Annotated in this window: 28 protein-coding genes and 1 pseudogene; 9 read left to right on the plus strand and 20 right to left on the minus strand. The window is 65.0% G+C overall.

The genetic code is table 11. The annotated features are described in order from the left end of the window. On the plus strand, positions 1–215 hold a 215-nt coding region (locus tag D6M19_RS34570), incomplete at its 5' end, for a hypothetical protein (RefSeq protein WP_206428601.1). A 91-nt stretch (positions 216–306) separates the two neighbouring features. Here D6M19_RS34570 and D6M19_RS22410 read toward each other — a convergent pair. Continuing rightward, the gene (locus tag D6M19_RS22410; protein ID WP_123027472.1) at positions 307–879 is read right to left on the minus strand and encodes a TetR/AcrR family transcriptional regulator; all 573 of its coding nucleotides are present in this window, start codon (positions 877–879) and stop codon (positions 307–309) included. Positions 880–953: 74 nt separating this feature from the next. Here D6M19_RS22410 and D6M19_RS22415 point away from each other — a divergent pair, with 74 nt between their 5' ends. Then, positions 954–1,796, plus strand: coding sequence for a class I SAM-dependent methyltransferase (locus tag D6M19_RS22415; RefSeq protein ID WP_123027473.1), 843 nt, complete (start codon positions 954–956; stop codon positions 1,794–1,796). Next, positions 1,793–2,644 (plus strand): annotated as a pseudogene (locus tag D6M19_RS22420) (lysophospholipid acyltransferase family protein). The gene D6M19_RS22415 and the pseudogene D6M19_RS22420 overlap by 4 nt, the downstream one beginning before the upstream one ends. Here the strand turns inward: D6M19_RS22420 and D6M19_RS22425 are convergent. The 11 genes from D6M19_RS22425 to D6M19_RS22475 all read right to left on the minus strand — a co-directional run bounded on the left by D6M19_RS22425 (position 2,641) and on the right by D6M19_RS22475 (position 12,539). Then, entirely contained in the window at positions 2,641–4,080 is a 1,440-nt protein-coding gene (locus D6M19_RS22425; RefSeq protein WP_123027474.1) for a CotH kinase family protein, read from the minus strand. The pseudogene D6M19_RS22420 and the gene D6M19_RS22425 sit on opposite strands and share 4 nt — an antisense overlap. Then, positions 4,080–4,757, minus strand: a complete 678-nt coding sequence (locus tag D6M19_RS22430; protein WP_123027475.1) for a DUF4956 domain-containing protein — start codon at positions 4,755–4,757, stop codon at positions 4,080–4,082. Before D6M19_RS22430 ends, D6M19_RS22425 begins: the two co-directional genes overlap by 1 nt. A gap of 57 nt (positions 4,758–4,814) precedes the next feature. Beyond that, complete coding sequence (locus D6M19_RS22435; RefSeq protein ID WP_123027476.1) at positions 4,815–5,714, minus strand: polyphosphate polymerase domain-containing protein; 900 nt, start codon at positions 5,712–5,714, stop codon at positions 4,815–4,817. 75 nt (positions 5,715–5,789) lie between these two features. Further along, positions 5,790–6,011 (minus strand): hypothetical protein, encoded by a 222-nt coding sequence (locus tag D6M19_RS22440; RefSeq protein ID WP_123027477.1) that lies wholly within the window; start codon positions 6,009–6,011, stop codon positions 5,790–5,792. Next, a complete protein-coding gene (locus D6M19_RS22445; RefSeq protein WP_234834993.1) occupies positions 6,008–6,625 on the minus strand; it encodes an MspA family porin in 618 nt (205 codons plus the stop codon). The genes D6M19_RS22440 and D6M19_RS22445 overlap by 4 nt, the downstream gene beginning before the upstream one ends. A gap of 478 nt (positions 6,626–7,103) precedes the next feature. Then, positions 7,104–7,805 carry a response regulator transcription factor gene (locus D6M19_RS22450; RefSeq protein WP_123027565.1) on the minus strand — a complete coding sequence of 234 codons (702 nt, stop codon included), beginning with the start codon at positions 7,803–7,805 and terminating at the stop codon, positions 7,104–7,106. 79 nt (positions 7,806–7,884) lie between these two features. Beyond that, positions 7,885–8,496, minus strand: coding sequence for a DedA family protein (locus D6M19_RS22455; protein ID WP_206428602.1), 612 nt, complete (start codon positions 8,494–8,496; stop codon positions 7,885–7,887). A 250-nt stretch (positions 8,497–8,746) separates the two neighbouring features. Next, the gene (locus tag D6M19_RS22460) at positions 8,747–10,027 is read right to left on the minus strand and encodes a glycoside hydrolase family 27 protein (protein WP_234834994.1); all 1,281 of its coding nucleotides are present in this window, start codon (positions 10,025–10,027) and stop codon (positions 8,747–8,749) included. Between the two features lie 133 nt (positions 10,028–10,160). Beyond that, on the minus strand, positions 10,161–11,036 hold the full coding sequence (locus D6M19_RS22465) for a lysophospholipid acyltransferase family protein (RefSeq protein WP_123027480.1): 876 nt from the start codon (positions 11,034–11,036) through the stop codon (positions 10,161–10,163). Continuing rightward, positions 11,033–11,872: a class I SAM-dependent methyltransferase gene (locus D6M19_RS22470; RefSeq protein WP_123027481.1), complete on the minus strand. Its 840-nt coding sequence runs from the start codon at positions 11,870–11,872 to the stop codon at positions 11,033–11,035. The genes D6M19_RS22465 and D6M19_RS22470 overlap by 4 nt, the downstream gene beginning before the upstream one ends. Positions 11,873–11,999: 127 nt before the next feature. Next, positions 12,000–12,539, minus strand: a complete 540-nt coding sequence (locus tag D6M19_RS22475; protein ID WP_123027482.1) for a TetR/AcrR family transcriptional regulator — start codon at positions 12,537–12,539, stop codon at positions 12,000–12,002. A 74-nt stretch (positions 12,540–12,613) separates the two neighbouring features. Between D6M19_RS22475 and D6M19_RS22480 the strand changes: the two genes are divergently transcribed. Both D6M19_RS22480 and D6M19_RS22485 read left to right on the plus strand, forming a co-directional pair. After that, entirely contained in the window at positions 12,614–13,663 is a 1,050-nt protein-coding gene (locus tag D6M19_RS22480) for an aldo/keto reductase (protein WP_123027483.1), read from the plus strand. Positions 13,664–13,879: 216 nt separating this feature from the next. Beyond that, positions 13,880–14,542, plus strand: a complete 663-nt coding sequence (locus D6M19_RS22485; protein ID WP_123027484.1) for a TetR/AcrR family transcriptional regulator — start codon at positions 13,880–13,882, stop codon at positions 14,540–14,542. Here the strand turns inward: D6M19_RS22485 and D6M19_RS22490 are convergent. After that, complete coding sequence (locus D6M19_RS22490; RefSeq protein ID WP_123027485.1) at positions 14,531–15,571, minus strand: zinc-dependent alcohol dehydrogenase family protein; 1,041 nt, start codon at positions 15,569–15,571, stop codon at positions 14,531–14,533. The two genes, D6M19_RS22485 and D6M19_RS22490, sit on opposite strands and share 12 nt — an antisense overlap. Positions 15,572–15,758: 187 nt before the next feature. Beyond that, complete coding sequence (locus tag D6M19_RS22495) at positions 15,759–16,214, minus strand: PTH2-like family protein (RefSeq protein ID WP_234834995.1); 456 nt, start codon at positions 16,212–16,214, stop codon at positions 15,759–15,761. Between the two features lie 38 nt (positions 16,215–16,252). Between D6M19_RS22495 and D6M19_RS22500 the strand changes: the two genes are divergently transcribed. Next, the gene (locus D6M19_RS22500) at positions 16,253–16,747 is read left to right on the plus strand and encodes an Lrp/AsnC family transcriptional regulator (protein WP_234834996.1); all 495 of its coding nucleotides are present in this window, start codon (positions 16,253–16,255) and stop codon (positions 16,745–16,747) included. 164 nt (positions 16,748–16,911) lie between these two features. Here the strand turns inward: D6M19_RS22500 and D6M19_RS22505 are convergent, their stop codons facing one another. Then, on the minus strand, positions 16,912–17,490 hold the full coding sequence (locus tag D6M19_RS22505) for a TetR/AcrR family transcriptional regulator (RefSeq protein WP_123027486.1): 579 nt from the start codon (positions 17,488–17,490) through the stop codon (positions 16,912–16,914). A gap of 210 nt (positions 17,491–17,700) precedes the next feature. On the opposite strand from D6M19_RS22505, the gene D6M19_RS22510 reads away from it, so the two are divergent. The 3 genes from D6M19_RS22510 (at position 17,701) to D6M19_RS22520 (ending at position 20,384) form a co-directional block, all read left to right on the plus strand. Continuing rightward, positions 17,701–18,579: an SDR family NAD(P)-dependent oxidoreductase gene (locus tag D6M19_RS22510; protein WP_123027487.1), complete on the plus strand. Its 879-nt coding sequence runs from the start codon at positions 17,701–17,703 to the stop codon at positions 18,577–18,579. Between the two features lie 12 nt (positions 18,580–18,591). Continuing rightward, positions 18,592–19,614, plus strand: coding sequence for an aldo/keto reductase (locus D6M19_RS22515; RefSeq protein WP_234834997.1), 1,023 nt, complete (start codon positions 18,592–18,594; stop codon positions 19,612–19,614). 101 nt (positions 19,615–19,715) lie between these two features. Further along, entirely contained in the window at positions 19,716–20,384 is a 669-nt protein-coding gene (locus D6M19_RS22520) for an NADPH-dependent F420 reductase (RefSeq protein ID WP_123027488.1), read from the plus strand. 56 nt (positions 20,385–20,440) lie between these two features. Here the strand turns inward: D6M19_RS22520 and D6M19_RS22525 are convergent, their stop codons facing one another. From D6M19_RS22525 to D6M19_RS22545, 5 genes are read right to left on the minus strand one after another with little or no spacing between them, the layout of a single operon-like run. Beyond that, a complete protein-coding gene (locus D6M19_RS22525; RefSeq protein ID WP_123027489.1) occupies positions 20,441–21,526 on the minus strand; it encodes an MSMEG_0565 family glycosyltransferase in 1,086 nt (361 codons plus the stop codon). Then, complete coding sequence (locus tag D6M19_RS22530) at positions 21,523–22,374, minus strand: carbon-nitrogen hydrolase family protein (RefSeq protein WP_123027490.1); 852 nt, start codon at positions 22,372–22,374, stop codon at positions 21,523–21,525. Before D6M19_RS22530 ends, D6M19_RS22525 begins: the two co-directional genes overlap by 4 nt. Before the next feature lie 10 nt (positions 22,375–22,384). Then, the gene (locus tag D6M19_RS22535; protein ID WP_234834998.1) at positions 22,385–23,827 is read right to left on the minus strand and encodes an MSMEG_0567/sll0787 family protein; all 1,443 of its coding nucleotides are present in this window, start codon (positions 23,825–23,827) and stop codon (positions 22,385–22,387) included. Continuing rightward, entirely contained in the window at positions 23,797–24,852 is a 1,056-nt protein-coding gene (locus D6M19_RS22540) for an MSMEG_0568 family radical SAM protein (RefSeq protein ID WP_123027492.1), read from the minus strand. The genes D6M19_RS22535 and D6M19_RS22540 overlap by 31 nt, the downstream gene beginning before the upstream one ends. A gap of 11 nt (positions 24,853–24,863) precedes the next feature. Beyond that, positions 24,864–26,315: an AMP-binding protein gene (locus tag D6M19_RS22545; RefSeq protein WP_123027493.1), complete on the minus strand. Its 1,452-nt coding sequence runs from the start codon at positions 26,313–26,315 to the stop codon at positions 24,864–24,866. Positions 26,316–26,322: the final 7 nt, after the last annotated feature.

Raw genomic sequence — 26,322 nt, forward strand, 5'->3', positions numbered from 1 at the left:
CCATGAAACGACACCTTGAATTAGCTGGTATCGCGCCGCTGTCTGCAGGTCTGGCGTCCGGCGGCGGAATGGTCGGGCCCGGCATCGCCAGTGCTGACCCGCCCTCTCCGCCCGGCGCGCCCTGCTTCGGTCCCCGGCGGCCCGCCACTACCGCCGCCTCCTCCGCCGTGCCCGCCGTTCGCCCCCTGCGGGCCCTTCTGATCGAGGACGTTTGACCGGGGACCTCTGAGCTGGCGCGAGCGGTGAGTCGCAAGCCCGGAGGTCCCCGCTCACATCCCCGGCGCATGATGTAACTCGAGCCGGGGCTCAGTCGTGGTGTGGTGCGATGATCCGCGCCGCGGCTTCGACCGCATCCGCGCGTCGGGACGCCATGGTGGCGTCGTCGGCGTCGGCGGCCTCGGGATCCGGCCAATGCGCCCAGGCCATTCCGATGCCAAGAAGCATGGCTAGCAGATCGGCTGGCTTCCACCTGGTGTCGACCCGGCCACTGGCCTGAGCATCGGCGATCGCGGTCATGTCGCGTTCATGAACGGCCTGGCCCTCCCACTCCGGTGCCTGCAGACGCAGTCCCTCCAGCCGGGCCCAGGTGATCATGCGGAGGTGCTCGGGGCGGGAGCGGGCCAGGTCGAAGATCTCGCCTGCGAATTCGGCCACCGCCTCGGGGCGCACGACGACGGAGTCGAAGAACTCGGCGCCGTCGGCGCTCACCACCTGACGAAACAGCGCCTCCTTGTCGCCGAAGTGAGCGTAGAGACGCTCCTTGCTGGCATGCGCCATCTTGGCGATCCGGTCGATCCTTGCTCCGGCCAGCCCGTACTGCGCGAATTCGTTCCGCGCGGCACTGAGGATCTCGTCGCGAAGCTGGTCGCCAGTTCTCACAGCAACATCATAACCAAACGAACCGGTTCGTTCGCTATATTGGAAGTATCAGTTGAGCGCCGAGGGAGACGAACATGAACGGCGAGGCTCATACGCCTGTGGCGGTGGCCGCGATGCCACGGGGTGGGCCCGATGCGTCGTGGCTGGACCGGCTGTTCGAGACCGACGCGTTGGAGTACACCGATCGCAGCGACGTCTCCGACGAGCTCAAGCAGCGCGTGATCACGGGCCTGGACGCCATCGGTGACCGTGTCGGAACGCACCGGTCGTATGCCCAGGTGGCGCTGGGCGTCGTCGCCGACGTTGCGCATCCGCGGATCCTCGAACTCGGCTCGGGCCACGGCAGGCTCGCTCGGGAAATCCTCGGTCTGCATCCCACGGCAACCGTCACGGCCAGCGACCTTGACCCGACGTCGGTGGCCAACATGTCCGCGGGTCCGCTCGGGTCCCATCCCCGCGCACGCACCCGGGTCGTCGATGCCACGGCCATCGACTCCCCAGACAACACCTACGACCTGGTCGTGTTCGCATTGGCCTTTCACCACCTGCCGCCGGAGTTGGCATACCGCGCGATCTCCGAGGCGACCCGGGTCGCGCGCCGCTTCCTGATCATCGACCTGAAACGCTCCTCGCCCCTTGGCATGGTGGTTCTGCCCTTTGTGATGGCCCCGACATCGCTGGCGCTGATGCCGTTGTCGTCGATCCTTCCGACGATGCACGACGGCCTCATCAGCTCACTGCGGGCCTACTCGCGTTCGGCATTCAGCGCGCTCGGTAAGGCTGCCGACCCGAGCATGAACGTCGAGTTCCTCGCCCCACCCCGGATGGGCTTCGGCCCGCCGTCGCTCACCGCAGTGTTCTCCCGGCCAACCGCAGATTCAAAGGACCACGACGAGAAGGGATCCGAGAATTCATGAACGCCCTGTCGAACATCGACGACCTCATCGACCAACCCCCGCGCGTGGCGGCGTGGCGCCGCGTCCTCGACCGAGCGCTGGATGGAATCGCCCCCGTCATCGACGCGTCCCGCCCCTTCGTCGCTGGCATCGAGAACCTTCCGCGTGACGGCCGGTTCCTGTTGGTGGGCAACCACACTCAAACCGGAATGGCCGAGGCGTGGCTCACCAGCCTGGTGGTCCGACGTGCCATCGGCACCCGGGTACGGCCGCTGGCCGTGCGTGACGTGGCGCGCATGCCGGGACCGGTGGCCGACCTGGCCGCAGCTTATGGAGCCGTCGTCGGTTCACCGGAGAACGCGCGAGAACTCATGGCGCACAACGAGACCGTGCTCGTGTTCCCCGGCGGGGGACGCGAGATCGGAAAGTTCAAGGGTGAGTAATACAAGCTCAACTGGGAGGGCAGGTCCGGGTTCGCGCGGGTGGCCATCGCCAACGGCTATCCGATCGTGCCTGTCGGCCACGTCGGCGGTGATGACATCTATCACAGCCTCACCGCGCGCGACAGCGCCCTTGGCAGAGCGATTCTCGCGGTCAGCTCGAGGCTGACCGGACGGCCGGACATGGCCTTGCCCATGGTGCGCGGCATCGGTCCGACACTGATTCCCAGCCCGCAACGGATGTACCTGCAGTTCGGGGCACCCATCGACACCACGGTTCCGGCCGATGTGTCCGAGGACGAATGGGTTACGCAGGTCAAGAAGAGGACCCAAACCGAATTGGAAGCCGTGTTGGCCCAGCTGTTAGCGGTGCGCGAAGGCGACCCCTACCGCGCGCTCAATCCGCTGGCCCGCCACCGAGCGGCCTAGAGTGCCTCGAGGCTGTTCATCCGCTTGGTGATCCACGCGTCCACGGTGCCGACCGCAGTCGAAAGTTCCTGCTCGTCAAGCCCATCCGTGATGGGAACCGTGGCGGCGATGTCGTGGAGCATGGTCTTGGCCGCTCCGTCGCCGAACATCTGGTCGTACAGCTCCCAGTAGACGTCGCGGTAGGTCGCGGCCCACACCTCCGATTCGAGAAACCGGGTCTTGAGCTGATTGCCGAACTGCGGCGCCTGGCCGCCGGCGGGCATCATGCCCTCGACGCCCTCCGGCGGTCCCATCTTCACGTCCTCGCCGGGAAGGGTCGCCGTGTCGCCGCTCATCGCCAGGTTGAGATCCCATGACACGACGGAGATCTTCTCGGCTGACAGGTCGTACCAGAGGTAGTAGTTCTGCCCGGGCCCCCCCATGTCGTCGCCATTGACGAGCAGATTCTGGGTGGCGAGATAACGAGCCAGCGAATCGGTGTCGACCCGGTCCGACAGGTGTGCGTCGAACTCCTTCTGGTCGGCGCCATCCAACCAAGCCAACAGGTTGATTATCGGCTGCAGATTGCCGTCGTCCACGGCATTGATCTGCTTGAATTGGTCAGCGTAGACCGACTGGTCGACGCCGCGATACTCCAGGCGCGAGTTCGCATCCGCCTTGTACAGGTACCCATCGGTGTCGAACAACGAGTTTGCGTACGTCTCGTCGGGATGCTCTACCAGCAGCCGTGTCGTAGTCTGACCGTTGATCGTGTAGGCGGCATACGAATAGCGCTGAGTGGGTTGCCCGGTAACCCCGATCAGTGACAGGGAGAGCGCTTCGTTGATCACCGGGGTTCCCGGTCGCACCGACAATTCGGTGAGTCCCTGATAGCCACGGCCCTCGGCATTTTCGTCGAAGCTGATCAGCAACGGCAACGACGTGGGGTCCTCGGCCGATGCCGTAATCATCCCGGGGAAACCTGCCGGCGGCGCTTCGTCACCGGCAGGTCTGTGTGCACCAGGTGGGCCTGCGTGGCCGCCACCCAACCCCATCAGCGTCGAGTTGCCCTTGAGACGCACTGCGGCGTCACTGATCACCGTGCCGTCTATGACGACGTCCGCAGTCACCCATTTCTTGTCGTCGTCTTTCACGTAGGCCGAGATCATCTGCTGGTACTCCGCGTCGGTGATGTCGACGCTGAGCGTATGCGGCACATCGCTGTCGAACAGATCGACGCTGCCAACGACGTTGTCGGTTATCTCCGACCGCATGATGGTGACGTCGCCCGTGATGTAGGGCCGGATGCGGCTCTGGCCGAGGGTTGCAGCCAATCCGATGGCGACGGCGATCAGCATCGCCAACAGCTTCCAGTGCTGACGCAATCGCACGGGCACGCGATGGACGAGGCGTCGCCGCGGTGGCGTGTCGCCTGCGGGCCGGATGACGTCGTGCATCAGATGTCGGTCTGGTCGTATCCGGTAAGCACCGTGACACGCTGGCCGGTGTTCACGGCACTGAGGGCAGCGATCAGTTCGGATCCCTTGCGCCCCTTCTTCATCTGTGCGGAGTAGTAGAGCTCGTTGAGTGCGCCAGAACGTGCAGACTCCGTCGACACGAGCTCAAACTCGGAGCAGAACTCGATGAGCACGTCCTCGACCCGTGCGGTGTACTCGGGCTCCGGAGGCACCTGCACCTTGACGACCTGGCGTTGAACATCGAGCTTGAACCAGTTGAACCGGTACATGATCACCAACACCAGGCAGATGACCGCCGTGGCGACGACCGCCAGCAGATAAAAGCGTGTACCGGTGGTCATGCCGACCGCCATCGCGAGAAAGATGAAACCGACGTCGCGAGTCTCCTTGATGGCGTTGCGGAATCGGATCACCGAAAGGGCGCCGACGAGCGCGAAGGCGCGGGCGATGTTCGAGCCGACGACGAGCATGATGACCGAGATCACCATGCACACCATCACCAAGGTCTGTACATAGGACTGGCTATAGGAGACGTTCTTGTGGGTGTAGCGGTAGACCCACCCGATGATCGATGCCAGCACGAAGGACAGCAATAGCGACGCCGCCACGTCGAATACCGTGAACGTGCCGCTGAGATCCTGTAGATCGATGGTCATTTCAGCCGGTCCTTTCATGTCTGACAATCAATGTCTGACGAGGTGGTATGGGCAGCATTACGTTGCGACGAAGTCCATTGCGCTGAAATCGCTGTCCAGTTGCGGTGCGCCGGTGCGCGAACGCGGTGCCATGCCGAAGGCCTGCACCGACTGGCAGTACTTGGAGATCCGGACCACCGACATGTCGATGCGGGCGGCGAGATCGGTGACCCAGTAGGGCACTCGTTCGTTCGCCTTGATTTCGACCACCGCCAGCTTGGGCGGGATGATGAACCGGTTCGTCGCGCCGGACGCGAAGCCGAGGTCGCGGTCACGTCCGTGCACCTTGTGGTCGATCGTCACCCGCAGTCCCAGGTCTGCGTCGCGGCCCACGAACGCCTCCCTCAGATAACCTGTGGTGACGATGGGTCGTAGGTCCAGATTGCCGATCAGCGTCGTCACCTCATCGACGAAGCCTTTCTGAGATCGGTTACACGGCAAGGCTTCTCGCCTATCAAGCCAGTGCTTCGCGGCGCCGTACGGCAGTTCGATTCGACGCTTCTGCGTCACACGATTCACCCGCTGCTTGATTTCGACCTGAACGGAGGTCTCGTCGGTGCACTCCGCCGGTTCCCCGTAGAGGCGCATGCGCAGTTTGCGACGGAACCTCAGCCCCTCGATCTTCTCCCAGTAGAACCGTAAGTTCGCGGTGTCGTAATACAACGACGTCACGGGGTAACCGCCCTGCGGCGAGAACGGATCCGAAACCATTCGCGCCGTGAGTGCCGAGCGCAGTTCGGGAACCCTGAATTCGTCAAGAAGATACTTGATCTCGTACCGGTTGAACGAGTGCAGTCGGCTCGCGGTCTGTTGGTAACCGGCCGGTTCTGTGGGCACGTCTTCGTGCGAACGTTGCGGAGATGCGGCCCTTCTCGCGAACCAGGTCTTGAGATCCTTCAACGCCGCATGCCCTTTCATCTACGTTCACCCCTCGTTCATAGAGGAAAGCAGGCGCAGCTATGTATGACGTATGAGAGACGTAACCGATCTATATCAAGGCAGCGGAACGACGGGCGGCGCCGCCTCGTCGTAACCATCCTCGGGAGGCGTCAGCGGCGGCCAGGAAAGTTCTGTGGGCGGCCAGGATTCGATCGAACTGTGACTCGGTTCGTAATCGTCGTCGTCATCGTCGTCGGCGTGCGCGGTCCATGCGACCCCGACCGCGACGCCAAAGGTCGCCACCAACGCCGCGGCCGATCTCCACGCGATGTTCACAGCGGAAGTACCTCGCCGTAGACGTTGAGGGCGTCGTCTGACGTATCCGTACTGACGGTTGCGGATGCAAACAGCCGCGCAGTGACTGCGCCGCCGCACTGGTCGACCTGAACGTGCGCGTCGAGGATCGAGATAGTGGCGACGGACGCCTTGAGCGGCTTGACGCCAAACCCCACTGTGGTGATCCCGCCGGAGTGCAGTGTCGAACCGATATCGGGACCCAGACCCAGAATGGTGGAGTCGTCGAACAGGTCGGTGTCGAAGTCCAGCCCCAGGTCCAGCCCCTCGCTGAGGTCGACCTGACAACCGAGCTGCGCGCCCGCAACCAGTTCCCCCGTGTTGACGGGATGATCACCCACGCCCTCGACGGTGAGCGTGAATCTGCCGCTGAGATAGCCCTCCTTCGACAGGAGGGCGTTAGCCATATTCGGCACCGCATCGATTCGTGCCTCGGTCATCGACAGCGTCACCCGCCATCCGTTGATAGTCGTCGCGCTCCGGACCACATCTGGCACGGTGACGACTTCGGCGTGTGCCACCGCGACCGATCCACCGAGCACCACGACGCTCACCGCCGCGGCGCCCATTCCTTTCCGAAAGATCAACTTGCTCAACACCCCTGCTCGACGAGTACACGCGCCGGTCCTCGCAACGACACGTCCGTTCCCGCGCAGCTTGCCCCGCCAACATGGGCAATTGCTGTCTGGAACGTATCTCCGTGCTGTCCCGTGCCTGGGTCGACGATTGGCGAGTTCGAGGCCCACGTCATCACGCCGTCGAGACGGCTGGCCCGGGTGGCAGATTGATATGAAAAGCATCGGACTTTCCCAGCATTTGGATAAGTGCGACCGGCACGATCGAGTCGTCTACGCGCGACGGACCAAAACCAGTGTCGGGTGGTACGTCTCAACGAGATTTCGCGACAACACGATTCGCTCAGCGACGCGTGAGCCGACGGTGCACAGCGTCTTCTTTGCCGACCAACGTCGGGTTTCGAGCCGCCTGGTGGGCGGGGTCACCCCCCGGGCCCTGCCTACCGGGTTTCGCGCCCGACCCCGTATCTAGGCGTGCTCGCTTGGGCGCTGTCGGTTCCTACCGGGGTTTGATGACATATCCAACGCCTCGGACGGTGTGGATCATCGGTGGTCGATCTGCATCGACCTTCTTGCGAAGGTAGGAGATGTAGAGTTCAACGACGTTCGAGCGGCCATCGAAATCGTAATCCCAGACATGGTGCAGGATCTGCGATTTGGTGAGTACGCGTCGCGGATTGCGCATGAGCACTCGTAACACGGAGAACTCGGTTGCAGTGAGATAGAGGTCTTCGCCTCCGCGCGTTACCTCGTGGCTGTCTTCGTCCAAGACGAGGTCGCCCACCACGAGCTGGCTGGTTCCGCCGACCACACCGCGTCCCGATCGCTTGACCAAGGCACGCAGGCGAAGGATCATCTCTTCGACGCTGAAGGGCTTGGTGACATAGTCGTCCCCTCCTGCCGCAAGCCCAGCGATTCGATCCTCCATCGAGTCCTTTGCCGTGAGCAGGAGAACAGGCAACTCTGGCCTGATGCGGTGGAGCTCCTGGAGCACGTCCAGTCCGCTCATGTCGGGCAACATCAAGTCGAGAACCACCACGTCGGGGCATTCAGCGGAGGCTTGGCGGATCGCCGAGGCACCGTCGCCCACCGTCGAAACCTCCCAGCCCTCGTACCGCAAGACCATCGAGACGAGATCGCTGAGTGCCGGTTCGTCGTCGACGACGAGGACTTCGATCGGGGAACCGTCGGGGTGGGTTATGCGGTCGGCGCTGGCCAAAGCAGGAGATCGACGGGCCACTTCACTGGTGTTGTCCACTTATCAATTCTCTAGCAGGTACTTAGCGGTGCCCTGTGGAAAGTCTATGCGCGGGCTTTGACTGCCCCTGGCGGAACTCGGGAGATTGACGGATTCGCCTCGCGGCTCGGAATCGCCTCGTGGCGCGGTATACGTCGCGGACGAGCACCACAGTGAGCAATAGAGGCAACACCACGAGTAGCTCGGTGCCGCCGTAATGCACAGCGAGTACCAGCGGCACGCCCCACAGCACCGCTGCCAGCGTCGCGAAACCAACGAACCGGCCGAAGGATTGGTGTGTCGCGCCGATGATGGCGGGTACGAATCCACGGCCAGGTGGAATCCACCGCTGGATCACCACCGCCATCATGCCCCCGCGTGACCGCACCGTGCGGACCGCCTTGGTCGCTTTGCCGCGGCACCGGCGCACGCCGCGCACATTCAGCAACCGGCCGCCGAACTGCCGCCCGATCCAGTAACTGAGGACGTCGCCGACTAACGAGGAGACCACGGTGAGCACCAGCAGAAGCCCCAGCGAGGTGCGCCCGTCCACGGTCAACAACGCCGCGGTGATCAGGAATGGTTCGGCGACGACGACAACCGCCAGCACCGGCACGGCCGCGGCGACGATGATCGCGGACAGCACAATGTACATGATCGGCCCGTCTGGAAGCGGAAGGACAGGCAGCGAGATCAACTCCATAACCGCCTAGCGGTGCTCGAATTCGGTTGATTTTCACAGGCTTTCAATACCGACAGCCTGCCTCATCCAGTTATGGAAAGCCTGGGGAACGCTTAGCGTTGTGCTTTGAGTAACCACCCGGGAGGCGCCGAGCATCCCAGTGTTATGTGTGGGCGGGGTCACCTCGGCGATGCGTCACAGGCGCAATCACGCCTCAGCACCTTCAGCGGGAACAGGTGTCCGCAGTTGTCACGCGGAAAAGCCTAACAGCGTGGGGAGCAACGGATTTAGCGGAGATGTCACCGGTGGTTGTGACGCTGCGCCCGGTCCACAGGTCGCGCAGCGTATAGCAGTGCGCTGCGGGTAGTCCTGCCGCGGCGGCCGTGGTTGAGATATCAGCCGGCACCGTTGAGGAGTTGAAGAGGGCTACCGCCACCGCGGAATCGGCGAGCGGTTTGACCCAGATCCTTCCGTCGCTGCCGAGCTGATGGGCTTCGGCCATCAGTGGGTCCTGATCGACGGATATGACCTCGCGATTTGTCAGGATCGATACCGTGGTCGGCGACATCGTGCGCAAGTCGTTACCCGCCAACAGCGGGGCGCCCAGCATTGCCCACAGCGAGAAATGACTGCGCTGCTCGTCCTCTGTCAAGCTGGGCTGGGCGGTAGCCATCCAGCGCACGGTCCTCGCCGGCATCGCCAACATCGGCTGGAGCATGGCGCGCTGCTCGGCGGACAGGGGCTGTGTCTGCACGCTGCGGCGCAACAGTTCTCGGTGGTTGAGAAAGAAGTCCTTCCACGTCACACCGACGACCAGCATATCGGGGTCGCTGTGATATGCGGGCCGGGTCACACCGGCGACGGCATCCGCGAACTGGTCTGGAACGCCGTTGAACATGCCGGCGGCGAACGGGTCCATACCACCTGATGGCGGCAATACACTGCGCCACAGCGGAACGAGATCACCGGAAGTCCGTACCATGTCGGCGATGTCGGACCAGTCGTAGCGGGTACCCGCGCTGGGGTCGTCGGAGCTGTTGGGGTTGATACTGTAAAGGATGCGTCTGCCGCTTGTCCGCAGTGCCGACCCCATGGTGTGGAACACCTTGAGCTGTTCGTCGTGGCTGGCTTCTCTGCTGCACCAGTCGTATTTGAGGAAGTCGATTCCCCACGCGGCGAACGTTACGGCGTCTTCGGTTTCGTGGCCGAGGCTGGCGGTGCTCACACCCTGCCCGCAGGTCTGGTTGAACGGGCTGGAGTACAGGCCGAAGCGCAGCCCCTTCTCATGTGCGTACTCGACCACCGGTTGCAGCCCATGCGGAAACAGCTGCGGGTCTGCAACCAGCTTTCCACTGGAATCTCGTTCGGGGGCAGCCCATCCCGCGTCCAGGTTGACATAGGCGTACCCGGCATCACGCATACCGGAGGACACCATAGCGTCGATGGTCTCCCTGATCGACTGCTCGTCGATCTCGATCCCGGAATTCCACGAGTTCCACCCCATTGGGGGAAGTGATGTCGCAGGGTTGTCAACAACGAAGTCGGCAGGATACGAGCAACCGGAGATAACGGTGGCCACACCCAGCACACAGAGCAGTCGACGCAAGACTTTGATCTCCCGGTGTGGTGGTGGACGGCTAGAACGATGCGGCGTTCGGACGCACGGCTTTCCGCCAGGCCAGGGGGCTCAGTCCACGGAACGGGTCTTCGGCCCGGATGTCCTGCAGCTCCTGCAGGATGGTCTCCAGCGCCGTCTGGGTGGTCTTCTTGACGGTCGCCACCCACTCGTCGTCGGATATCCCGTCTGGCTGGGTGGTGTCGATCGGTTCACCGAAGCGTAGGTACATCCGCTGTGGATTTGGGATCAGTGTCGGGCCGATGCCACGCACCAAAGGAATTGTCATGTCCGGCTTTCCGGTGATGGCCTGACCCACCTTCTGGGTGAGCTTGCCCATCAGGCTGTCCCGCTCCCAGACGCTGCGGTAGACATCGTCGCCGCCGACGTGGCCGACTGGAACGATGGGGTAGTCGTTGGCGATGGCCACACGCGCGAACCCGGCCCGCCCTTGCCACTTGAGTTGATATTCCTCGCCTCTGAATTTCCCGATCTCACGACCGCCGCCGGGAAAGACGAGCAACGTCTCGTTGTTCTGCATCAGTTTGTTCGCGTTTTCAGGCGTGCCGACGACCCCGCCGCATGCGGCCAACAAATCTCCGGCCAGGCCGGGCATGCTGCCCATGCCTCGTTCGGTCAACGGCCGTACCCGAGTGCCAACGGCTTGCCGGACCGAAAGGCAAGTCAGCCACACCTCGCCCATCCCGGTCTGGGTGTGGTTGCCGACCAGGAAGAATCGCCCGTCTCGCGGCAGGTTCTCGGTGCCGTCGATATACGGCAGCGTGAGATCGATTGCCGGCCAGACGCCGTCGGCGGTGGCTTCGGCAATCCTTCGCAGGGTCCGAATGCGTGCGGGCTGGTCGATGATCTGCTCAGTTTTGGCTGCAGCGTTCTTCATTTCGCTGATCCTCTATTTGTGACGACGGGGGTGCGGGCTTGCGGTGGCCGGAAGACGGCGGTCATCGGGCGCGGACCGATGCCGTTGTGTTCGAGCTGGAGAAATTCGATATCCATCCGCGGGTCGGCGGCCTTCCCGAGCGCGACGAACGCCGACGGCGAGTAGGCCCGCAGCGAACTCACAATCGCGTCGTGCATCGTCGGCAGGATCGACGACGGCGGCAGGATCGCCAGTGACATCGGCACCATCACAAGCGAATTGAGCAGGATTCCCATCGGCGATGCGCGTTTGAGGTCGATCACCAGGAAGCGGGAGGCCACCCGGGTCGCCTCGGCGATGGCCAGACAGGCGGTCGCGGGAGGTAGATGATGGAAGGCCAACGCGAACACCACCAGGTCATAGGTGGCGTCGGCGGCATCGATGTCGGTCGCATCGACCACCTGGGTCCGCGCCCGCGGATGGGACCCGAGCGGGCCCGCGGCCATGTTGGCCACCGATGTCGGGTCCAGGTCGCTTGCGGTGACGGTGGCGGTGGCGTGCAGTTTCAGGATCTCTTCCGAAACCCGTCCGTGCCCTGCGCCGATCTCGAGAATGCGCGGGTCGGCGATATCCTCGACGACCTGCAACGCCGTCTTGGCGTACTGCTCGTGCAAGCTTGCGCGCTCGCCCATCGCGTCCAATCCTTTGATCACCCGCTGCTTGAGTTCATCGGAGACGTCACGGCGATCGGTGTATTCCGCGACGTCCGTCTGCATGAGCCGATTCAGCCAGGTGGCGTTGGGGCCGCCGCGCGGCATCGACGCAATCGCCGGCCCCGCGCCGTACCGGTGTGTCATGGCTGCAACGTACCAAACGAACTGTTTCGTTTGTTATGTGTTTCGTGTGATAACCCTGTGCCTACCGGGCGCGCCATCGGCGCACGACGATCCGCCTGGTGACACACTCGGCCGTCGATGCTTTGGATCAGTGCCGCTGGGCGCCGAGCCCGTCGAGTATCAGTCCTAGCATGGGCTGCGATCGATCCTCTGGGCCCGAGGCTGCCCGCCAGAGGGCACCGGTGAGCTGCAGGAAGTCACCCGGATCCGCGTCAGCGCGAATGCTGCCGTCGTGTTTGCCCGCCTCGATCAGTTCCGAGATCGCGGCGATGACCGGGCCATAGGTTTTTTCCGTGATCGCCTGATGCGCGCCAGGGCTGAGTGCATCGCCCAGACCGTGCTTTTTCCGCATAGCGTCCACCAGGTCCGTGGTCCAGTGCCGTAGTGCCTCTAGCGGAGGCAGCGTCTCCAACAACTTCGAGGCGCTGGCGACCAGCCGCTCGATCTCGAGTTGATAGACGGCCAGGACGAGAGCCTCGCGAGTCGGAAAGTTGCGATACAGGGTGCCCGGTCCTACGCCGGCACGCTGCGCAATCCGATTCATGGAGATATCGCCACTGTCGGTGAATGCCTCCCGGGCCGCCTCCAGGATGCGGGCCCGATTCTGGCGGGCGTCCGAACGAACCATGCGACGTCCTTGCTATCCGGAGAGGTCTCCAGTACCGTTTGTGGAGAACTCTCCGGATACTTTAGAGGAGCATCATGCGCTACATCAAGCTCGGCACCACAGGTCTAGACGTCTCACCGGTCGCCGTCGGTGCAATGACCTACGGAGACCCCAACCGCGGACACCCCGTCTGGTCACTAGACGAGGAGAAGAGCCGCCCGCTCATCAGGCACGCACTCGAGGCCGGCATCAACTTCTTCGACACCGCCAACATGTATTCCCACGGCTCGAGCGAGGAGATTTTGGGCCGCGCGCTCAACGACTTCGCGGACCGGGACGAGGTCGTGATCGCCACCAAGCTACGCCATCCGATGAGGCCGGGGCCGAACGGAAAAGGCCTGTCCCGCAAGGCGGTCATGGCCGAGGTCGATCACAGCCTGCGGCGACTCGGCACCGATTACATCGATCTCTACCAAGTTCACCGCAACGACCACACGACCCCGCTAGAAGAGACTCTCGAAGCCCTGCACGATCTGGTCAAGGCAGGCAAGGTTCGCTACCTCGGCGCATCCTCAATGCACGCGTGGGAATTCGCCAAGGCCTTGCACCTGCAGAAGCAACACGGCTGGGCGCGGTTCGTGTCGATGCAGCACCACTACAACTTGCTGGCCCGGGAGGAACAACGCGAGATGATCCCGCTCTGCCTCGACGAGGGAGTCGGCACAATCGTCTGGAGCCCGCTCGCCCGCGGCCGATTGGCCCGCCCGTGGGAAGCCGCCAAGTCGACTACCCGAGCCGAAACAGATGGAGCCTTCGCGGATCTGCTCTACGGGCCACTCGCCGCCGACAGCGATCGCGCGATCATCGACGCCGTCGGCGCGATCGCATCCGACCGTGGCGTCACCAGGGCACAGGTCGCACTGGCCTGGCTGCACCGCCAGCCGGTCGTCACCGCACCGCTCGTCGGCGCCAACACGACCGCTCAGCTCGATGACGCCGTGGCGTCACTCGACATCACACTCACCAGCGACGACATTGCCGCCCTCGAGCGCCCCTACACGCCGCGCCACGACTTCCAAGGAATCTCGGATGAGTCTGCGATGCAACAGATCAGAGATCAGATTCCGGGGTACGCCAACACCTAGGAGTCGTTGATGGCCAGCGAATTCGAACACCCCGGCTTTTCGCCGCTTCCTGACCTTTACCGATTGTGCGCGATCTCATCTGCTGTATCGCCCCTCAGCGCGTCCCGGTAAGACGGCATCGTCGTAGGCGGATGGAACGTCAGCCCAGGGAATCTGACGAAATGGTCATCACTGACTGTCATCGCTTAGACTGTGCCCGACGCGGAGGTGTGAGCAGTGAGCGATGGGCAGACGCAGACGCCGAACCGGTTGGAGCGACGAAAACAGCGCACCCGTGAAGCGCTGCTGCAAGCGGCGCAGGCATTCATCGCCGCGGGCAAGCTCAACGCCCCGATCCTCGAAATCACCCAGGCCGCCGACGTCGGCATGGGTTCGTTCTACAACCACTTCGCGTCCAAAGATGAGCTGTTCGCTGCCGCGGTCACCGACGTCCTCGACTCCCAGGGCGAGTTCCTGGACCGACTCACCGAATCGCTGAGCGATCCGGCGGAGAGATTCGCGTGCCGATTTCGCTTGTGCGGGCGACTCTTCCGGCGCCGGCCGCAGGAGAGCCGCATCATGCTGTCCATCGGATTGTCGCTGCTGTCCTCCGACCTCGGGCTTGCCCCCCGCGCCAAACGCGACATCATTGCCGCATCGAGCGCCGGCCGCTTCAAGGTGCACGATCCCGAGATTGCCCTCGCCGTTGCCGGCGGTGCGCTACTCGGGCTGGGACAACTGCTGCTGGAACAGCCCGACCGCGACGACGCCCAAGCTACCGACGACGTCACGCGTGACGTCTTGCGGTTGTTCGGAATGACAGCCAAACAAGCCCAGCACCTCACATCGCGGCCGCTACCCGATATCGCCGTCGGCGACGGCACGGGATCAGCCGCCTAGGCCGCTGCGAGCCATCTCGACGACGATTTTGCCGAAGGCGCCGCGATCGAGGTGGTCGAGCGCCGCGGGCAGCTCATCGAGCCGGTACCGAACGTCGACCACGGGCGTCAACCGCGTCCCGTCGACGGCGACCACAAGATTTTGAAGAGCGCGACGATGCCCAGTTCCGATCCCGTGGATGGTGACGTCCTTGAGCAGGAGCGGCATCACCGGAGCCGTGACGTCAAAGCCTTCCAGCGCCCCGATCAGATGAATGTGTCCACCGACGGCCACGGTCTGCGCCGCCTTACCCAGATGCGCCCCGCCGACCAGTTCGAGGATGTGGTCGGCACCGCGGTCACCCGTGACCTGCAGCACGGCGTCGACCCAATCATCTCGCCTGCGGTCGATGGCATGGTCGGCCCCGAGTGCGAAGGCGCGCCCGAGCTTGTCGGCACTCCCCGACACAATGACCTGGGCGCCGTGCATCTTGGCGATCTGGAGGCCGAAGAGTGCAACGCCGCCCGTCCCTTCCACGAGCACCGTCTCGCCGGCACGAAGGTGCCCGCGTTCGACGAGGGCGAACCATGCGGTGATTCCGGCGCAGGGCAGGGTGCTGGCGTGCGCATCATCGAGTGTTGCCGGTGCGCGAACGAACCAGTGTTCTGGCATTGCCACGTACTCGCTCAGAACGCCGGGGTAGTAGCCCCCCAGCGTGCGATACGACGGTGTGCGGGCGTCACCCCGGCGGAGACCGTCGACCCAGTCCGGGGTGAACGTCGAGATGACACGGTCGTGGAGGCCGAAGCGACTCACGCCGTCGCCCAGTTCCACAATGGTGCCGGCGAGATCCGAACCGGGCGTGAAGGGGAACGACAATGGCAGTCCTCTGCCGCTTTCCATGACCATCTTGTCGCGATAGTTCAATGCGACGGCGCCGACCTTGACCAGAACTTCATTTCGGCCCGGCTCAGGAATCGCAACGGTCCTCAGCTCCAACCGGTTTCGGCCGATTCCGTCTATCTCCCACCGACGCATGGTTCCTGTCATCACTACCTCCACACATCTCGAAGAAAGTTTGAGGTGAGGTGGTGGACCTTCCTCAATGCGCCTCGTTGGCGGCATTGCCTGCCTGGTGAGTGGCGGCGTCGACTGCGGCTCGTTCTGCTTGCGCCCGCCGTGATGACGTCACACCTGTGGAGTTTTATTCCGGATCGTTTGCGGCCAGCGACTCATGTCACGGGTGCAAGCGCAGCCCGTCGGTGATCTTGTCCACGATCTTGCTGTCGGCGCGGACGGCGATACCGACCAGATCAAGGCTGTCGCGGGCGGTGGCCGCCACAGAGGAGCGGTTGGCAGCGTCGTGGCCCGTCGTGAAGAGCTCGGCGGTGAAGATCGCAGGGACCACACCCCTCGATAGAGCCCGGTTCAGGGTGCGCGTCAGTCTTGCTGTGTCCGCAGCGAACACCATCACCGGTTGCCCGAACATGGGCGTGTAACGGGTGCCGTCGGCGTCGGCGTAGTCGGCGCCGATCGACTCCGGTGCGCTCGCGGCGATACCGCTGGCGAGGAAGGCGGTCAGATTGAGCTTCTGCCACGTGGCCAACTCGTCGCGCAGCACCAACGCAATCTTGGTGTTCGCTCGGAAAGCGCACTGGATATCAGGCAGCTTGTCGGTCATTTGGTCGGTCATAGGCGATAATACTATTTGCTAGTTCGGAAGGGTTAGTCGTGACCGAATATAATTCGGTACAAGGCAGGGAATTCGGGATCATGGACGAACTTGATTCGGCGATCGTTACCGCACTGCAGGCGGATGGTCGGCGCAGTAACCGCGATCTGGCCGCCGCGTTCGGCGTCTCGCCCTCCACGATGCTCGAACGAGTGCGCGCACTGCGGGCGCGCGGGGTGTTGACGGGTGTGCACGCGAGCGTTGATCTGACCAAGGTTGGTCGACCGGTACAGGCGATGGTGACCGTGCGGTTGCGCCCTCAGTCGCGCCGGGTCGTTCTCGGGTTCCGCGACTTCATCCTCGGGTTGCCCGAGACGCTGCAGGTGTTCGTGACCACTGGCACCGAGGACGTGTTGGTGCACGTCGCCGTGCAATCGACGGAGGCGCTTCGCGATTTCGTGCTCGATTCGTTGACGGGCCGTCCCGAAGTAGCCGGCCTGCGAACGGATGTGGTCTTCGACCATCAGCGCAACCACGCTCCCTCGCAGGCGTAGCCGAGGCACTGCCACTTAACCGAGAGCGTGAGCACATGATCACCACTCACCGCACCGGACTGCTCGCCACCAGCGATCGCTGACCCGCGCTGGAGTCGTATCCGAATGCGCCTGCCCTTCAACGGGACTCCATATGGTGACCAACCGAATCGCTCGTCGTGTCGTCAGCTCAACGGGGTGTCGATGATGGTGTCGAACACCGCCTCCAGCAGTTCGACGAGTTGGTCGGTGTTGCGTCCGGTGAGTGCGCGGGCGCCTACCACTCGGCGCATCAGGAGCATCCCGCTGATCACCGACAGCGCGACGGCGCTGCGGAGCTGTCGCCCCGGTTGAGGCAGCTGGCCGGCCAGTCGCTTTCCGACGTGACGCTCGATCGCGTCGCGCACGATGTCGATGGCGATCGGGTTCGACGCCGACCGCAGCATGATCAGAAACGGTGCCAGGTCATCGGTGTCCCCAGCGGAGCGAGTAACCAACGCCGTGGCGACGTCGCGGGCGATGGCGTCGGAGTTCTCGGCGACGAACACCGGCGGCGCGAACGAGGCCTCGACTGCCTCTGCGAACAACTTCTCCTTCGACCCGAAATACCTGTTCACCAACATTGCGGTGACACCGGCGGCGCCGGCGATCTCGCGGACACCGACACCGTCGTATCCAGCACGGGCGAAGTTGCGGATGGCCGAGTTCAGGATCGCCTCTCGGGTGGCGGCGGCATTGCGCGGGCGGGAGGGGGCGGCGGCCATGCCCCAACGGTAGGGAATAGATCGGACTAAGTCTACGTCTGTATATTTGCGATAAGTCTACGGTCGTAGATTAGGAGTCGACGATGGACATGGGCGGTTGCCGACGGTATCCGAGCCAGCGCGGCGCCGACCTCCGCGTCGACGGCGGCACTCTCCGCACCATCAACTGAGAAATCCCTCCGAAAATCCCATTCACAGTTAGGAATTGCCATGTCTGATCGATCACGCGTCTTCCTCGTATCCGGCGCCTCCCGTGGACTTGGGCGTGCCATCACCGACGCCGCCCTGAGCGCCGGACACCGCGTCGTCGCCGGCGTCCGCTCGACCTCGGCACTCGACGATCTCGCCGAAGCGCACCCCGACCGCCTCGTCGTCGTCGAACTAGACGTCACCAACGGCGATCACGTGCACGCCGCCGTCGCCACCGCCGTCGATCGGTTCGGGAGGCTCGACGTACTGGTCAACAACGCCGGCTATGCCAACATGGGAGCGATCGAGGACGTCGACTTCGACGACTTCCGCACCCAGATCGACACCAACTTCTTCGGGGTGGTGCGCCTGACCCAGGCCGCGCTACCCATCATGCGGGCCCAGCGCGCCGGCCACATCGTCCAGGTGTCCTCGGTGGGCGGGCGGCTGACACGGCCCGGCTTGGGCGCCTACCAGTCGGCCAAGTGGGCCGTCACCGGATTCTCCGGCGTTCTCGCCCAGGAGGTCGCGCCGCTGGGCATCAAGGTCACCGTATTGGAGCCCGGCGGCATGCGCACCGACTGGGCAGGTTCCTCGATGCGCATCGATTCCGTCCGCGACGAGTACGCCGCAACCGTCGGCGCCGCCGCCGCGATGAGCAGCCCCGAGAACCTCAGCGCCAGTGACCCCGCCAAGGTGGCCACACTGCTGCTCGACGTCGTCGACATGGCCGAGCCGCCCGCGCGCCTCCTGGTCGGCCCAGACGCCTATCGCTATGCCACCGCCGCCGGACGCGACCTGCTCGCCACCGATGAGAAGTGGGCAGCGCTCAGCGTTTCCACCGTCGCCGACGACGCCACCAACGATCAACTGGATCCGCTCGGATCCGTCAACCACTGAGCCAGGGTCCACATGCTGGCACGAGTCACACTGGGCCACTCCGATCTGTCGGTGCACGCGATCGGGCTGGGCTGTATGGGTATGTCGCAATCCTATGGCGCCACCGACGACGCCGCATCCACAGCGACCATTCACACCGCACTCGACCTCGGTGTGGATTTTCTCGATACCTCCGACGTCTACGGCGCATCCGACATCACCTGGGGCGTGCCGATTCGCGGGTTCGGTCACAACGAGGAGTTGATCGGACGGGCGATTGCGGGACGGCGCGGCGACGTCGTGCTGGCCACCAAGTTCGCGGCGAAGATCAACCCGGATCGCACCGGGATCGCCATCGACGGTCGCCCCCAATACGTCCGGGATGCATGCGAGGCCAGCCTGATCCGACTCCGCACCGACGTCATCGACCTGTACTATTACCATCGCCTCGACCCCTCGGTGCCCATCGAAGACACCGTCGGCGCGATGAGCCAACTTGTTCAGGAAGGCAAGGTCCGCGCCATCGGGTTCAGCGAGATGGGCCCAGACCAGATTCGCCGCGCCCACTCCGTGCACCCCATCACAGCGCTGCAATCCGAATACTCGCTGTGGGAACGCGGGGTCGAAAACGGCGTCATCTCGACCTGTCGCGAACTCGGCATCACGCTGGTTCCCTACAGTCCCCTTGGCAGGTCTGCGCTGACCGGTCGACTGAAAGCTGGCCAACAGTTCGGACCGGGTGACTTTCGTGCGACCAACCCCAGATTCTCCTCGGCCAACCTCGCCACGAACCTCCAGCCCGTCGAAGAACTCACTGCGATGGCTGATGCAAAGGGTTGTCGCCCAGGACAACTCGTGTTGGCATGGCTGCTCGCTCAGCCGCTGGACGTCGTGCCGATACCCGGCACCAAGCGCGCCGAGTTCGTGCGAGAGAACATCGCCGCCACCACCGTCGCGATCAGCGCCGACGAAGCCGCCTACCTTTCACAGGTCTTCGCAGCGGACCGCATAACCGGCGAGCGGTATGCCGCAGCGCACGCCCGAACGATCAGATGACCCTACGGGGATCAGGACCGGCGTTTGGTCGAGATCGGCCCGGAATAGTGCCTGTGCGCCAATTGTTGGCCCGAAGCGAAACCACCGTATGGAGGCGATTCATGAAGATCGGAATCATTGGGGCAGGCCAGATTGGCGGCACGCTGACGCGCAGACTGCGCCAACTCGGACACGAGGTGATCGTGTCGAACTCACGTTCTCCTGAAACACTTGCCGACCTGGCGAAGGAGACTGGTGCGACGGCTGTCTGGGCCAAGGATGCCGCCGCGGACGCCGACCTTGTCGTCGTGAGCATTCCGCAGAAGAACGTTCCGGACCTCGCCGACGGAATCGTCGATGCCCGTAAACCGGGTGCCCCCGTGATTGAGACCAACAACTACTACCCCCAACAGCGTGACGGTGACATCGCGGGCATCGAGGACGGTCAGGTCGAGAGTGCGTGGGTCGCGGAGCAGATCGGTGCACCGGTGTACAAGGGGTTCAACGGGATCTGGTGGAAGCATCTGCTGGAGAAGGGAACGCCGAGCGGCACACCGAACCGCATCGCACTCCCGATCGCCGGCGAGGACGGACCTGGTCGTGAACTGGTCCACGACATCGTCGAACAACTCGGATTCGAGCCGGTCAATGCCGGCCCGATTTCCGAATCGTGGCGCCAGCAGCCCGGAACACCCGTGTACGGCAAGGACTTCGACGCAGACGACACCCGGAAGGCGCTCGCCGAGGCGACGCCCGAACGGACTTCCGAATGGAGCGCGCGCACCGCGTGAGCCGGTTGCGGCAGTCGGATGCACCGTCAATCGGACAACGCCGGATGCAGCGTCGTTCAGGCCCGTCGATGGGCCGCGTAGAAGTCCACATGAGCGCGCGCGGCGGCCTCCCACGTCATCGACTCGGCCAGTGTCCGCCCCGCAGCCGCACGGCTGCCGTCACCGAGCGCGGCCGCCATCGCGTCGGCGAGGCCGCGCGGTTCGCGGGCATAGCGCACCGTCTCGCCGAACACCTCGTGCAGCACCGGCAGATCGCGGGTTACGACGGGCCGCTGCGCTGCAAGGGCTTCCATGGCGGCAAGGCCGAAGCCCTCCTTGGTGGAGGGGAAAGCGAAGACCTCGCAGGCGGCCACCAGGGACGGCAGGTCGTCGTCTTCGACGGCGCCGAGGATCACCGGCGACACGTCCAACTCAGCGCACAGCGCCTCGAACTCAGCCCGGTAGTCGCGGTAGTCGAACAACGTCTCCCCGCCCGCGATCACCAGCGAGACCGCCGGAAACTGTTGCCGGAACAGCGAATAGGCCGCCACCAGATCGAGCGACCCTTTGCGCGGTTCGATACCGCCGACCGCCAGTACGTACTGCCCGAGGTCATTACGCCACCGGGCGCGCCGCCCCGCTGCAGACGCTGACGCCGCCTCGATGAACCTGTCGGCCCGCACACCGTTGGGGATGACTGTCGGTGCCAGGCCCCAGCCTGCGGTGACTTCGGCGGCTACCGCAGCGGAGACGCAGATGCGGGCGTAGGGCTCGACCACGGCCTTCTCGTGGCATTCGGCCAGTATCGGCGTGGTGAACTGATCGAGATGGTGGATGGTGCGAATGCACGAGCCGACGGCGTTGGCGCTGATGCAGTCCTGGGCATGGACGATGTCATAGTCGTCGGGGGTGAAGGTGCGCCGCAGCGATTCGATGGATCGCACGATCCGGCCGGTCACCGTCTCGCCGTCGCGGTCGGGGAAGTCGACCAGTCGCACGCCGACTGCGGGATCGACCTCTCGGAAGAAACCCCGATCGCCTTGGCGTGCCAGTGACCACACCGTCACCTCGAGGCCCATCGCAGCCAGCGCCTCGGCGAGGTTGAGGGTGTGTACGACACCGCCGCGCGGTTTGGTGGAATAGGTGACCAGCGCAACCCTCATGGCTGAGCCTGATCCGACGGGGCTTGGTAGGCGTCGACACGGCGTTCCGCCAGATGGTTCAAAACTCTTCGTGCCCTCGTGATTTCGGCGTCGACGTCGATGTCGACCTTCGCGAGGCCGCCCTTGGATCGGGTGGTGGCCAGAACGTCGCCGCCGGGGCCGACGACCTTGGCCTGTCCGAGGAACCGCAGTGAACCCATGATCCCGGTCTGGTTGGACGACACCACAACCACCTGGTTCTCGGCCGCCCGCGCGCAGTCATACAGGTCGAACAGTCGCGACTGCCGATCGGCGGGCAGCCGCGATGCCCTGTCGGTGACGCTGGCAGGCCACGCAGACAGTGCCGCGATGATCTGAGCGCCGTCAAGCGCCAGCGCCCGCGCCGATTCGGGGAAGGTCTTGTCGTAGTCGATGAGCATGCCGACCCGCCCGACCGGAGTGTCGAAGGCGGCGAAGGAGTCTCCGGCCAGGTAGGCGAGCATCTCGCCGGCCGGTTGGTGCACCTTGCGGTGCCTGCCGAGCTCGCCGTCGCCGGACACGCAGATCGCCGAGTTGTAGCGGCCACCGCCGACGGCACCTTCGGCGTATCCGACACAGACTGTCATCGGTCCGGCCGCTGCGATCACCGCCGCGATCTCGGGGCCGTCGGGGTCAAGGGCCGGCGGCAGGTCTGTCGGGTCGGGTTCACGCAAGTCGCCGATGTAGCCACCTAAACAAGCGTCCGGGAACACCAACAGCTGCACGCCTTCTCGCGACGCAGCCTCGATGATGCCGACCACCTTGCCGACGCCTCGGTCGATGTCGCGGCCGAAGTGCGCCGCTACCGCGGCGATCGTCACCGGGGCCATGTGCACCCGCTCATGCCCGTCCCAAACCTGTCACCCCCGACGCCACCACCGTTGTCACCGCCCCGTCAGGCCAGCGCAGCCGCACCCCGGGCTCGGTCGTCAGACGGCCGCACACCGCGCTAGTCACGCCGGTCGGCGTCGGCGGGATCCGCTGGTCTCGATCGGCGGACAGCATGCCGAAGCCTGGGAAACACGTCAGCCACGATGCCATCTCCGCACCGGCAGGGCGGGGAATGGCCGAAACATCCAGATCCACCCCGGTCCCACTGGCCTCGGCGAGCATCCCTGCGGTGCCTGCGATGCCCGCCATGCTGACGTCCTTGGCGGCGCGGGGCCGCATCCCGGCGACCAGTTCGCCGAGCCGTGCCAGATCGTCTGAACTGCGGGTACTGGAGGAGTCCCACTGACGGCCGTGGTAGCCGGGTCGCCAACCGCCGGACAGATCGACGGTCAATCGGACGTCGTCTCCCACCGATCCGCCACCCGCCGGTACCGGATCGGCAGCCCGGCCCAGCGCGGTCACCGCCAAGGATGCGGGTACCCCCAGCTGCGTGTGACCACCCAGCACCGGAACTCGCCACGCCGCCGAGGCTCGCGCCATGCCGCGCATGATGCGCGTCAACAGCGACTGGGTGGGGGCGCCGACCGCGTCGAGGAGGGCCACCGGAGTGGCTCCCATTGCGGCGAGGTCGTTGACGTTCACCAGTACCGAACACCACCCCGCCCACTCGGGATCGCGTTCCACCATCGACGGGATGATCGCGTCGCAGGCGGCGATGAGATCGCTGCCGGGGAGTGGCACACCGTCGTCGCCGACGAACCCGGCCGGGCCGAGCCCGCCTGCGACGGCCCGCAGTGGGTCAACTGTGGCAGCCAGGAACGATTTGGTGGCATCCGCGACGCGCTGAATCTGGTTCAGCGGCCAGCTCATTCGAACGTGGGGCTGCCCGGCTACCGTGCAGTCGCCGTGATTCTCCCAGCCGAGCCCGGTGAACTGGGGCGCGTAGCGCCGCTGGACGGCGGCGTCGAACCTCAGCGCCCCCGCCGTCTCGACGTACGCGCACGCTGCGCGAATCAACGCCGCCCCGATACCGGTGGCGTGCGCCGACGGTTCGACCACCAGCCGGCTGCCGGTCCACCAACCGATGTCGGGGGCGCAGCGGGGCGACAATCGCACTCCACCGAGCACGTGGCCGTCCGGTGTGGTGGCGACGAGCACGACGGTGCGCGGGTCATCGTCGAGGTCATCGCGGTCGGTGCCGTCGAAGAGACTCTGGTCGACGACAAACGCCTCGCGCCGCATTCGCCGATAGGCCGCCAACTCACCCGGCCCCTCGGCGGGGCCGATCAGGAAGCTCGGTGAGGCCGCCACCGGGCTGCCCGCCAGGATCGACAGGTCGATCGCGCTCTGCCGCATGGCCGTCACCCGCCCAGGTTCTGCAGCACGCCACATGCCCCGCAGGATGCGCAGCCGGCGCGCTGATCCGCACCGGCCATGCCCGCCATCTGCAACGCGGCGGCGACCTCACGTGACACCTTCTCCACGACGGCAGCGTCCGGAGCGTGCGCGCGGTCGACGTCGACGGCCAGCGACCCCGGGTGTGGACGAAACGGCACCACGAACGGGTAGACGCCCATCTCGATGAGTTCTGCGGCGCCCGCGATCAGCTCGTCGGGATCCTCGCCGAGGCCCACCAGCAGGTAAGTCGACACCTGGTTGCGGCCGAACACCCGCACCGCTTCACTCCACGCCTGCCGGTACTGCGTCAATGACACGCTGGCCTTGCCCGGCATCCAGCGACGGCGCACATCGTCATCGAGTGATTCGACGTGGATGCCAATGGAATCCGCGCCGGCTTCCCGCAACTCGGTGATCACCGCGAGGTCTTCGGGTGGTTCACACTGCACCTGGATCGGCAGCCAAGGCACCGCTGCCTTGACGGCCCGCACACATCGGCCTAGGTGTCGGGCGCCGCGGTCGGCGCCCGCTGACGTGCCGGTGGTCATCACCATCTGCGTGACACCGTCGAGGCGGACGGCGGCCTCGGCCACCTCGGCGAGTTCGGCGGGCCGCTTCACCGCAGTGGTGGCGCCCGCCCGCAGCGACTCCTCGATCGAACAGAACCGGCAGCGCTGATCGGGGGCGTAGCGCACGCACGTCTGCACCACCGTGGTCGCCAGCACGTTGCGGCCGTGCAGTTTGGCGAGCTTCTCGTAGGGCACCCCGTCGTCGGTCGCCAGGTCGTAGAACTTGGGCCGCTCGATCACCTGCACGTCAAGGCCGGTGTCCACACCGTCGCGCAACACTTGACTTCCGTCGAACACAAACGGACTCTTCGGGTTACGAGGTATCGCGGCGTTGATGCCGTCGATCACCAAGTGGCCGTCATCGCTGGGACCGGCACCGGCCGTGCGGCGCAGCGGGGGACGGCCCCGGATGCCCAGCAGGGCCAGGTCGACCCGCGTCGAAACGTTCATGAGCGTTCTCCTCATACCTTTGAATGCGTCGGTGTGCGGAAGGTGCTGCGGCGAACCTTGCCTGCGGAATTGCGTAACGGGTTGCGGGTGAAGTCGATTCGTGATGGCACCTCGGCCTCTGTGAGCCGCCGTCGTGCGAACCGGGTGAGCGTGCTGGCGGTGACCTCACCGGCGAGGTGACCCTGGGGATCACTTTCGACCTCGACGACTGCGGCGACTCCGCGCCCGTCCGGCAGTCCAAACGCTACGGCGCCGCGCACCCGCGGGTGGGATTCCAGCGCGTGCTCGACCCGCGACGGGTACACGGCGGTGCCCTCGTGCCGGATCACGTCGTCGGACCGATCGACGACGGTCAGGTAACCGTCCTCGTCCAGACGGCCGAGATCGCCGAGGGTGTCCCAGCCGTCCTCGGTGCGCTGTGATCGCCCGCCGACATAGGTGTACGTGGGGTTCTCGCCACGCCGCATCCAGACCTGGCCGATCTCACCGATATCCGCCGGCGACCCGTCGCCGCGAAGGACGCGGATCCGGGTGCCCCCGACGGGCCTGCCGACACTTCCTGGGCGCTGCAGCCATTCGGTGCCGGTGATCATGGTGAGCCCGTTGGACTCGCTGCCCGCGTAGACCTCGATGACCTTCTCGGCGCCGAGCCAGGCGATCAGTTCACGCTTGTCCGCCGGAGAGCACGAGGCCCCCATGTGCAGCACCGACTCCAGCGAACTCATGTCGAACCTGCGCGGTGCACGCACCAACCGGTGAATCTGGCTCGGTGACAACAATGTCCACGTGACGGCGTGCCGTTGCACCAGCTCGCCGAAGCGTTGCTCGTCGAAACCGTCCTCGAGCACCAGCCGATGCCCGGTGAGCAGGCCGCGGAAGGCATACGTGAAGGCCGCCGAGTGCCACAACGGCGCGGTGACCAGTTGAACGGCGCGCTGCGGCAGGAAGGCCGCGACCGGCCGGCCCGGATCAGTCAGCGCGGGTGCAGCGGCCTTGACGATCTTCGGGCGTCCTGTGCTGCCTGACGATGTGGGTGCCTTCCAGCATGACGCCCACACATCGGGCAACTGCGCTGCGCTGCGCTGGGCGACGAATCCTTTTGGCACCCAAGGAATCGTCGGGTCCGTCGGCGGGGCGCCGACGGCCAGCGCTGGCCGGGCGAGCCGTTCCAGAGCGGCGCGCTCGCTGTCCGGCAGCGACGGCGACACCGGATGGGGAATGGCCCCCGCCTTCCAGATCGCCGCGCAGGCGACGACGAACTCGACGCAGTTCGGCAACGTGACCGCAACGAGGTCGTCGCGGCCGACACCGCGGGCCAGGTATTCGCGCGCCAGTCGGTTGCTCTGCCGGTCGAGTTCGGCTGCGGTTACGGACAGCCGCTCGTCGTCGCTGATCACCACGATCTCGTCGGGGCAGTCTCGAGCCCTGCCGGTGATGACTCGCGAAAACGACTGGCGTGCCACGGCGTGA

The sequence above is a fragment of the Mycolicibacterium stellerae genome (assembly GCF_003719305.1).
In the GTDB taxonomy this organism is placed as follows: domain Bacteria; phylum Actinomycetota; class Actinomycetes; order Mycobacteriales; family Mycobacteriaceae; genus Mycobacterium; species Mycobacterium stellerae.

What these genes read in the sequence shown, in the direction of transcription:
- D6M19_RS22540 (WP_123027492.1), bottom strand. Translation starts at nt 24,852, where the DNA reads ATGAACGTTTCGACGCGGGTCGACCTGGCCCTGCTGGGCATCCGGGGC.
- D6M19_RS22510 (WP_123027487.1), top strand. Translation starts at nt 17,701, where the DNA reads ATGTCTGATCGATCACGCGTCTTCCTCGTATCCGGCGCCTCCCGTGGA.
- D6M19_RS22480 (WP_123027483.1), top strand. Translation starts at nt 12,614, where the DNA reads ATGCGCTACATCAAGCTCGGCACCACAGGTCTAGACGTCTCACCGGTC.
- D6M19_RS22455 (WP_206428602.1), bottom strand. Translation starts at nt 8,496, where the DNA reads ATGTACATTGTGCTGTCCGCGATCATCGTCGCCGCGGCCGTGCCGGTG.
- D6M19_RS22515 (WP_234834997.1), top strand. Translation starts at nt 18,592, where the DNA reads ATGCTGGCACGAGTCACACTGGGCCACTCCGATCTGTCGGTGCACGCG.
- D6M19_RS22535 (WP_234834998.1), bottom strand. Translation starts at nt 23,827, where the DNA reads ATGTGGCGTGCTGCAGAACCTGGGCGGGTGACGGCCATGCGGCAGAGC.
- D6M19_RS22490 (WP_123027485.1), bottom strand. Translation starts at nt 15,571, where the DNA reads ATGACAGGAACCATGCGTCGGTGGGAGATAGACGGAATCGGCCGAAAC.
- D6M19_RS22430 (WP_123027475.1), bottom strand. Translation starts at nt 4,757, where the DNA reads ATGACCATCGATCTACAGGATCTCAGCGGCACGTTCACGGTATTCGAC.
- D6M19_RS22460 (WP_234834994.1), bottom strand. Translation starts at nt 10,027, where the DNA reads ATGGGGTGGAACTCGTGGAATTCCGGGATCGAGATCGACGAGCAGTCG.
- D6M19_RS22465 (WP_123027480.1), bottom strand. Translation starts at nt 11,036, where the DNA reads ATGAAGAACGCTGCAGCCAAAACTGAGCAGATCATCGACCAGCCCGCA.
- D6M19_RS22495 (WP_234834995.1), bottom strand. Translation starts at nt 16,214, where the DNA reads ATGACCGACCAAATGACCGACAAGCTGCCTGATATCCAGTGCGCTTTC.
- D6M19_RS22470 (WP_123027481.1), bottom strand. Translation starts at nt 11,872, where the DNA reads ATGACACACCGGTACGGCGCGGGGCCGGCGATTGCGTCGATGCCGCGC.
- D6M19_RS22530 (WP_123027490.1), bottom strand. Translation starts at nt 22,374, where the DNA reads ATGGCCCCGGTGACGATCGCCGCGGTAGCGGCGCACTTCGGCCGCGAC.
- D6M19_RS22525 (WP_123027489.1), bottom strand. Translation starts at nt 21,526, where the DNA reads ATGAGGGTTGCGCTGGTCACCTATTCCACCAAACCGCGCGGCGGTGTC.
- D6M19_RS22505 (WP_123027486.1), bottom strand. Translation starts at nt 17,490, where the DNA reads ATGGCCGCCGCCCCCTCCCGCCCGCGCAATGCCGCCGCCACCCGAGAG.
- D6M19_RS22520 (WP_123027488.1), top strand. Translation starts at nt 19,716, where the DNA reads ATGAAGATCGGAATCATTGGGGCAGGCCAGATTGGCGGCACGCTGACG.
- D6M19_RS22435 (WP_123027476.1), bottom strand. Translation starts at nt 5,714, where the DNA reads ATGAAAGGGCATGCGGCGTTGAAGGATCTCAAGACCTGGTTCGCGAGA.
- D6M19_RS22425 (WP_123027474.1), bottom strand. Translation starts at nt 4,080, where the DNA reads ATGCACGACGTCATCCGGCCCGCAGGCGACACGCCACCGCGGCGACGC.
- D6M19_RS22415 (WP_123027473.1), top strand. Translation starts at nt 954, where the DNA reads ATGAACGGCGAGGCTCATACGCCTGTGGCGGTGGCCGCGATGCCACGG.
- D6M19_RS22475 (WP_123027482.1), bottom strand. Translation starts at nt 12,539, where the DNA reads ATGGTTCGTTCGGACGCCCGCCAGAATCGGGCCCGCATCCTGGAGGCG.